The organism is Sinorhizobium fredii USDA 205, from assembly GCF_001461695.1.
GTDB lineage: Bacteria > Pseudomonadota > Alphaproteobacteria > Rhizobiales > Rhizobiaceae > Sinorhizobium > Sinorhizobium fredii.
This window is the reverse complement of sequence record NZ_AUTC01000158.1, coordinates 37,274-44,893: the sequence shown is the minus strand read 5'-3', so window position 1 is coordinate 44,893 and position 7,620 is coordinate 37,274. Positions and strand designations below refer to the sequence as shown.

General features: G+C 59.4%; 8 protein-coding genes. 6 read left to right on the top strand and 2 right to left on the bottom strand.

Annotated features, from left to right (window positions below; genetic code table 11):
• Positions 1-905: 905 nt before the first annotated feature.
• The 4 genes from N181_RS23160 (at position 906) to N181_RS23145 (ending at position 4,346) form a co-directional block, all read left to right on the top strand.
• A complete protein-coding gene (locus N181_RS23160; RefSeq protein WP_014857878.1) occupies positions 906-1,118 on the top strand; it encodes a ChaB family protein in 213 nt (70 codons plus the stop codon).
• 19 nt (positions 1,119-1,137) lie between these two features.
• Entirely contained in the window at positions 1,138-1,488 is a 351-nt protein-coding gene (locus N181_RS23155; RefSeq protein ID WP_015633524.1) for a DUF5335 family protein, read from the top strand.
• A 163-nt stretch (positions 1,489-1,651) separates the two neighbouring features.
• A complete protein-coding gene (locus N181_RS34130) occupies positions 1,652-2,101 on the top strand; it encodes a cation-transporting P-type ATPase (RefSeq protein WP_014857875.1) in 450 nt (149 codons plus the stop codon).
• Entirely contained in the window at positions 2,037-4,346 is a 2,310-nt protein-coding gene (locus N181_RS23145; protein WP_202800157.1) for a cation-translocating P-type ATPase, read from the top strand. Before N181_RS34130 ends, N181_RS23145 begins: the two co-directional genes overlap by 65 nt.
• Positions 4,347-4,581: 235 nt before the next feature.
• On the opposite strand, the gene N181_RS23140 is transcribed toward N181_RS23145, so the two are convergent.
• Entirely contained in the window at positions 4,582-4,875 is a 294-nt protein-coding gene (locus N181_RS23140; protein ID WP_014857872.1) for a hypothetical protein, read from the bottom strand.
• A gap of 28 nt (positions 4,876-4,903) precedes the next feature.
• Positions 4,904-5,557 (bottom strand): Crp/Fnr family transcriptional regulator, encoded by a 654-nt coding sequence (locus N181_RS23135; protein ID WP_245290988.1) that lies wholly within the window; start codon positions 5,555-5,557, stop codon positions 4,904-4,906.
• Between the two features lie 380 nt (positions 5,558-5,937).
• Between N181_RS23135 and N181_RS23130 the strand changes: the two genes are divergently transcribed.
• Both N181_RS23130 and N181_RS23125 read left to right on the top strand, forming a co-directional pair.
• The gene (locus tag N181_RS23130; protein WP_014857870.1) at positions 5,938-6,678 is read left to right on the top strand and encodes a Crp/Fnr family transcriptional regulator; all 741 of its coding nucleotides are present in this window, start codon (positions 5,938-5,940) and stop codon (positions 6,676-6,678) included.
• A gap of 272 nt (positions 6,679-6,950) precedes the next feature.
• Positions 6,951-7,400: a hemerythrin domain-containing protein gene (locus N181_RS23125; protein ID WP_014857869.1), complete on the top strand. Its 450-nt coding sequence runs from the start codon at positions 6,951-6,953 to the stop codon at positions 7,398-7,400.
• The last annotated feature ends 220 nt before the right edge of the window (positions 7,401-7,620 follow it).

The window sequence follows — 7,620 nt, the reverse complement described above, 5'->3', positions numbered from 1 at the left end:
TCCACTCTATGCGCCCCCGAAATTACACCACCTTCCCGGACGCTATCAGCCGGGGGGCTTGAAACCGGCGCCCCAACCTATCGTCGGGGCTTCCCCCCATCTCTTCTACTGTATCTGTATCGACGAGATGACAGGGCGCGCCGCCGTGGCAGAAGACGCAGGTGGTGGTCCCGCGCCGCGCCCTCTCTGAAATCTGCACCTGTCTGGTCAAGTCTCAATCTTTCCCGCCCGGTCTATGATGCGCAACGGCAGGGGCACGCCTGCCGAGCGGGCAATCGCCCCGAATACAGCCCGCACGAGAACGGGCGCGTCTATGCGTCGCGCGCATGCGTCCCCTTATGGCATGAAGGGATGATTTTCCGGCCCCCGCGCCGCGGCGTTTTACGCTCGTGGGACGCCTGATCACAGAACGCATATGCCGCCGACAGCATGTTTCGTGATTTTCCAGATGGCGACGGGTTCCGCTAACCGAAACCGAGGTGAACGGCGGAATATCGGAGCAATGTCGGGTCTTTGATCGTGGACAAAGCTGGAGCGGCCTTCATGCGCGATGATTAGCGAGCTTGATTTAAGTCTGCGTTCGAAGGTCTGGTTATGAAGACTGCCCTCCTGTTGATCCTTGCATGCGCCGCCCTGACAGGATGCACCAAACCAGCCGCTATGTCAGTCTGCCGGGCTATGCGTACAAAACCGATCCGGCCTGCGAGCGGACCCAGCCGCCGTCGCAATTTGATGAACGTTGCGATTGTCCGAAGCTCGGATTCAAAGGCTTTACGCCGCCTGCCACTTGCGGTGGCGGCATTTGAACTCCTGCGCAACAGCAGGCCCTTTGATCAAAATCAATGTCAGGTCATGCAAGAAGGGAAATGCTTTAAGAGCGCATGCAGCGAAATTGGGGGGAGCCAATGCCTTATACTTCCAACGCCGACCTGCCGCCGGCCGTCAGGCAATCCTTGCCCCGGCACGCACAGGACATTTACCGTGAAGCGTTCAATCACGCATTTGCCGCCCATGTCGGCGATCCGCGTCAGGAAGAGGCATCGCGCCGGATCGCCTGGGCGGCGGTGAAACGCTCTTATTCGAAGATCGGGAACGAATGGGTTGCCTCGGATGGCTGACCAACAGGAGTGGTGAACTATGGCAAGTCGTTTCTTGGCTAAGCCCGAATGGCATTTCTACTTCGAACGGATCGCGGGCGCCCTGGAAGGCAAGCGCGCGCAAGTCGAAGTGACGGGGCTCCGGCTCGGCGACCAGATCGAGGCGAAGTGGGTCCCGCTGCTTGGCATTACCTATGACCAGAAGAATGATCTCGTGGAAATAGCTCTGGAGGGCCTCGATCATCTCGTTCGCAAGCCGAACAGCATAGCCGTTGACGAAGGGCCTGACGGCCTGAATGGCCTGGAGATTGTCGATGCCGATCAGTACCGCCAGATCGTCACATTGGCGAGCCCGCTGAGACTTCCGGCGCCGGACGTTGAGCGCAGTTGAAGGGCCGCCGACAGGCCCGGCCAGCTAGAAGCCTCAAAGTCAGCGACCTGCGTCTCAACCTTGAGCTGCTGAGGCATCATGCCGGGGCGGCGAAGTGGGGCTAAGGCCCGGCCATAGATTTGCTCGCGGGAGTCCTCTCTCCGGTCCTTCCGGAGTCTTGCCGATGAATGTGTTTCGCGCCATTAGCGAAGAAGTCCTCGAGAGCCTCGGGACCAGCGGAGCCGGCCTTTCTTCGAAAGAGGCCGCGAGGCGCTTGGCGGAGTACGGGCCCAACGCCGTCGAAAGGATCCGCGGCAAACCTCTCCACAAGCGTGCCATCGAAACCCTCACGCATCTGTTGGCGCTTTTGCTGTGGTTTGCCGCGGCGATCGCTTTCATCGGGCACCTGATCGAGCCAAACCTCGGAATGGCGACGCTGGGCTATGCGATCGTTGGCGTCATCCTCGTGAACGGGCTCTTTGCCTTTTGGCAAGAATTTCGAGCCGAGCGGACTCTAGCCGAGTTGGCGAAGCTGCTGCCCTCGCAGGTCAAGGTAGTGCGCGGGGAAAGTGTCGCCACTGTCCCCGGCGATGAACTGGTGCCTGGGGGATGTCATCCTGCTGGGGCAGGGTGACATGGTGCCGGCAGATTGCCGTCTGATCGAGGCGTTCGCACTGCGTGTCAGCAATGCCACGGTGACCGGCGAGGCGATGCCGATCGACCGTTCCGCCGCCCCATCCGATGCATCGGATATCCTGCGCAGCACCAACGCCCTGCTTGCCGGCACGTCCGTGCTTGCCGGTGACGGCGTCGCCGTCGTCTTCGCCACGGGCTCGCACACCGAGTTCGGCAAGATCGCGCGACTGGCGCAGAGCGGCACAGAAGTCCGTTCGCCGCTGCTGAACGAAGTCGCCTCCCTCAGCCGCGTCATCGCCGTGCTTGCTTTCGGTCTCGGCCTGGCTTTCTTCGCCATCGGATTTGAGGCAGGACTGTCGATCTGGCAGGCATCGATGTTCGGCATAGGAACGATTGTCGCGAATGTCCCCGAAGGGCTCCTGCCGACGATAACGCTCACATTGGCCATGGGAGCCCGGCGCATGGCGCGCCGCAAGGTTCTTGTCCGCCATCTACCAGCCGCCGAGACCCTCGGTTCGGTCACGGTCATCTGCACCGACAAGACAGGAACACTGACTGAAAATCGCATGGCCATTAGAGAACTCTTTCTGTCGCGCACTTTGGCGCCCGCCTATCCGGCGGACCTCAAGCCGGAGGTGAACAAAGCCGACCGGCGGCTCTGCGAAGTCGCACGATGGTGCCAGACGGTCCAGCGAGCGAAGGACGGCGGGTGGCTGGGCGACCCCATGGAGATGGCTCTGGTCGAGATGGCGGGGCGGGCAGGACTTGCCTCGGCCAGCGTTCAGCTCGTCAGCGAAATTCCCTTCGATGCCGATCGGAAGCGCATGTCGACCCTTCACGAGACCGTAGAGGGGAGGGCTATGTATACAAAGGGCGCACCCGAAACGGTGATCCCCCTCTGCACGGACCTGGAGGCCAATAAAGGGGTTGCGCCTTTGACGCGGAAATTGCGCCAGCGCCTCAAGGAAGCGGAGGAAGCCTTTGCGAAAAAGGGCTTGCGCGTGCTCGCCCTTGCCTACCGGCGCCTGGAGCCAGAGGCGCCCCTGCCGACGAGTGAGGTGGGCCTCGTCTTTCTCGGGCTGGTCGCTTTCGAAGATCCCCCGCGCGAGGGTGTCGCTGAAGCGGTGCGAAGCGCTCGACAGGCAGGCATCAAGATTGTCATCGCGACAGGCGATCATCCCGATACCACCATCGCTATCGGCCGTCAGATCGGGCTGGTCAGGGAAGAGGAGATGCCGCAGGTGGTGACAGGCGAGCGTCTACACGATCTGTCCGACTCACAACTGCGGACCGCTCTCGATGCGCCCTGTCCGATCTTCGCACGCCTCGCTGCCGATCAGAAATTGCGCATTGTTCGCGCTCTGAGAGCCAAGGGGCATGTCACTGCAGTGACCGGCCACGGCGTGAACGACGCGCCGGCGCTCAAGGAGGCGGACATCGGCATTGCCATGGGCAGGACCGGAAGCGATGTCGCCCGCGCAGCAGCCGACATGGTCCTTGTCGACGATAACTTCGTCAGCATTGTCGATGGTATCGAGGAGGGCCGCGCAGTCTTCGACAATGTCCGCAAATTCTTGACCTATGTACTCACCTCGAACGTCGCCGAATTCGTCCCCTATCTCGCCTTCGTTCTCTTTGGCATTCCGCTGCCGCTGACCATCATCCAGATACTCGCCGTCGATCTGGGCACCGATTTGTTGCCTGCACTTGCGCTGGGAGCGGAAAAGCCGCACCCTGATATAATGGCGAGACCGCCGCGCCCCCGTACGGAACGGCTGTTGGATCATCGCTTGCTTCTGCGGGCCTACGGATTCCTGGGCCTGTTCGAGGCGGCGGCGGGAATGACGGCGTACTCCTTTGTCCTCTGGCAAGGAGGTTGGGCGTTTGGCGAGCCGCTGGCAGCTCACGCGGCTCTCTACCTGCAGGCAACGACTGCATGCCTGGTGGCCATCGTCCTTCTACAGATCGTTAACGTGTTTCTCTGTCGGGATGAACGGATCTCGCTGTTTGCACAAACGTCTTTGGGCAATCCGCTGATCTTCGTCGGGATCGCCTTCGAGATCGGGATGATCCTCGCAGTCGTGTACACGCAGCCGGGCAATGCCCTCTTCGGCACTGCGCCTTTGGGATGGCAGGCATGGTTGTTTGTAGGACCGTTTGCGGCGGCCATGCTGGTCAGTGAGGAGGCGCGAAAATGGATTGCTCGATCCCGATCCTCCAGAAAACCATCAGAGAAGGGATAACATAAATGAATAAGTCTCGATCGCGGCGCGCGTAACTCATCCCAATAGCTACGAAACGCCTCTCAGCATGTTTCAATGTTTTGCCTGCATCTTGCGCATCGGATTTGTCTGGACGGGGCCGCCACAAATCGGACGCGGATAGCATTCCTGGATGAATGGCGGCTTCCTCCATGCACGTCCGTGCTTGATTTCCTGTCATCCACCGCGAAACGGGCGCCAGCGCAATTGTTCCTGACTAGAAATAGGACCGAGCGAGCGGCCCGATGTATTCGGTTCTGAAGCCATGCGTCCGCGCCTTCCGGATAAAGGCATTCGCCCCGGCAAGATTTGTCTCGAGGATGCGGGCGTTTTGGCTATCACCAGCGAAATTTGCCTCGAACCAATGGCTCGCGCGTGCAGAGAGCAGGCAGATCCGCCAGTTTTGCGCCTCCTTTCTCTCGACGCGGAAATCCGCATCGCTAGAGGCTGGCTCGCTTAGTTCCACGGTATTTGCCGTGGCAGGCGCAAAAGCTCGATCTGCATGGGCCATATTCACGCTCCTCCTGATTTGTAACCGATTAGAGACTGGTGGTCAGATGTTCCCTTGCCCGAAGGCGCTTGCAGGACGCGGCAAGCCGTGCTTCTTCGAGTATCTCAAAGCGCCGCGGCGTAAGGGCACGGATGATGCCCTCCTCCTGTAACGCCAGAAGCAGATGGGCAAGGCTCGTCGTCGTGATGCCGATGTGTGCTGCCAATGCAGTGCGATTTATCGTCACGACAGCAATCGGATTGCGCTTTATCGAGACGACCGTTCGATCGTGGTCGAACGGACGATAGATGACACGCAGGAGAAAAAAGCCGAGACGATCGATCGGGCGCTCGCTCATGCAAGCGATCTGGTGGAGGCAGCATTGCAACTGCGAGGTTGCGGCGTTCAAAATGGCGTTCGCCAGCTCCGGATCGTTTCGGAGCGCAGCTGTCAGTTGCGCCGGATCGATGCAACGGACTGTCGCCGGGGTCAGCGTCTCGAATTCAATGTCCGGGTGGCGGGAAACCGTTGGATAGACGATGTCATTGGGTCCGAGGATTTGCAGAATGCGGTTGTTGCCGTCTCTGCCTAGCCGACGGATCGCCACCACGCCGTCGACTATTCCGAGGAAGAAGGGCCTCTTGCCATTCCCGGAAAGCACGGAGGCAGCCCCGAAGCGCTTGACGCGCCCGAAGCCCCGCAAATGCCGTTCTATATCAATCGCTGCCAGGTCGGAGCCCAGCGGACTAAATGAAGGGCAATGATTGCGTCTTGCCGCAAAGTTCTTTGTTGCCATGGAACGACCTCGGCTCATCGAAAAATGCAGGTGAATTGATTCCGTGTGAGTCGATGGCCGTCTTTGATGTGAATCAAAGAAGAGAAATAAATATAAGAAATGCTTCGTACTATCGAAGATGTATAGGGGTAATGTCGCCCGTTTGGAGAGTATTTGCCGCCGCCACTCGAGTTCCGGCGTTCACTGTTACAAACTGTTACAATTTCTTAAACACTGTTACTGTGTAGTTATTCTGCAGTCACGCATAGGCGGTCAACTTACCCATTAACCCTAGGGGGAGAGTTACCATGAGCCTTCAGCTAGTTGTCGGTCAGTCGACTAACCCAGCGGCAGCAGCGTCAACCGCGGCAGACAAACCGACACTTTCGTCGCTTTTCTGCAGGCAGTCGATCGAGAGAATCGCTCCGGGTTCCGCCGTTTTCTGGGAGGGCGACGCAGCTAAAAACATCTTTGAGGTCGTTGAAGGCACGCTCAGGGCTTACAGGATTCTCAACGACGGCCGCCGCGTCATTCTCGGTTTCGTCCGCGCGGGTGATCTGCTCGGCGTTTCGCTGAGGGGGCATTACCTTTACACAGTTGAGGCGATCACGCCCGTCGAAGTCCGTCGCCTACCGAAACACCGCTTCGACAGCCTGAGCGAGCGCGAACCGCACCTCAATGAGCAGCTCTTCTCGAAACTCTGCGACGAGATGGCTGCGGCCCAGGATCAGATGGTGCTGCTTTCGCGAAGGAGTGCAGAGGAAAAGCTAGCCGGCTTTTTCTTGCTGATGGCGCGCGGCCAAGTGCAGAAGCGCGGCATGATCATCGAACTACCGATGACGAGGCTGGATATAGCCGACTATCTCGGCATGACGATCGAGACCGTCTCACGGACCATCACCAAGCTCGCTGGCTGCGGTGTTATCGCGACGGTCGGGCGTCATTCCATTGCTCTCCTGACCATGAACGCGCTGGTCGCGCTTGCCGGTGGCGAACTGGAGAACCCGTCGTTTCAGGAAGCGTACCGCCGTCGCCACGCCATGGCGTAACGACTGCGACTTTCACGTCTCGGGCCTCTGCTAGCGGGGCCGGCGGGGACACGTGTCTTGGAGCGTTCTCATTTGCATAATCGTACGAACAAGGCCGAGCTTGGTGGTGGAACGCGGAGCCTGTCGCCGAGACCACGCACGATGGATTTACACCAGATTGCCCATTCTCCGGGAGCGTCTATGACGGCGGTAATGGAACTGCCGTTTTCCCGGCATCGAATCCGGCGCCCTATGATGTCCTGTGGCTCGGCGCCGCCTCAAAGGAGCAAGCCATGGAATTGAGGATCCCTGAACCGCTCAAGACGGAGCACTCGGCACTTCACTCGGAACTGGTCGACGCGACAAAACAAGGCGGCCGTGTCGGGGCGGCGGCAAAAGAAGTCGCAAGACTCTTGCACCCGCATTTCATTCGCGAAGAAGAATTCGCACTCCCACCGCTCAGCCTGCTTGGAGCGTTGGCGAAGGGAACGTTAATTCCCGGGATGACTGACGTCGTCACTCTGACGGACAGGCTGGAGGCCGAACTGCCATCAATGCTGGCCGAGCACCAGCAGATCGTAGCAGCGCTCGGCGAGCTGGTCGCGGCGGCGAAGGCCGAAAACAAGCCGAAATATGTGGACTTCGCCGAGAAGCTGATCCTGCACGCCAGGACTGAAGAGGAAGTCCTCTATCCGGCCGCGCTTATCGTCGGGCGCTATATCAAGCTGTTGCTTGGCAAATAGCCTCGGATGGCAGGACCTTTCTTGCGTCCGAACGGATCAGCATCTATCCGGTGGCCAAGTGGCATGTGCATATTGAGGCGCCGAATGACGGTCTTGCGCGACATCAATTTCGACAGACGATTTTTCGGCTAAAGGAATGGAGCGCTAACGTCGCGCGTGGCGGAAGGTCTTCATTATGAACAAATCCGAGCTGAAACGCGCCATCGCGACCGGTGTCTAT

What these genes read in the sequence shown, in the direction of transcription:
- N181_RS23160 (WP_014857878.1), top strand. Translation starts at nt 906, where the DNA reads ATGCCTTATACTTCCAACGCCGACCTGCCGCCGGCCGTCAGGCAATCC.
- N181_RS23155 (WP_015633524.1), top strand. Translation starts at nt 1,138, where the DNA reads ATGGCAAGTCGTTTCTTGGCTAAGCCCGAATGGCATTTCTACTTCGAA.
- N181_RS34130 (WP_014857875.1), top strand. Translation starts at nt 1,652, where the DNA reads ATGAATGTGTTTCGCGCCATTAGCGAAGAAGTCCTCGAGAGCCTCGGG.
- N181_RS23140 (WP_014857872.1), bottom strand. Translation starts at nt 4,875, where the DNA reads ATGGCCCATGCAGATCGAGCTTTTGCGCCTGCCACGGCAAATACCGTG.
- N181_RS23130 (WP_014857870.1), top strand. Translation starts at nt 5,938, where the DNA reads ATGAGCCTTCAGCTAGTTGTCGGTCAGTCGACTAACCCAGCGGCAGCA.
- N181_RS23125 (WP_014857869.1), top strand. Translation starts at nt 6,951, where the DNA reads ATGGAATTGAGGATCCCTGAACCGCTCAAGACGGAGCACTCGGCACTT.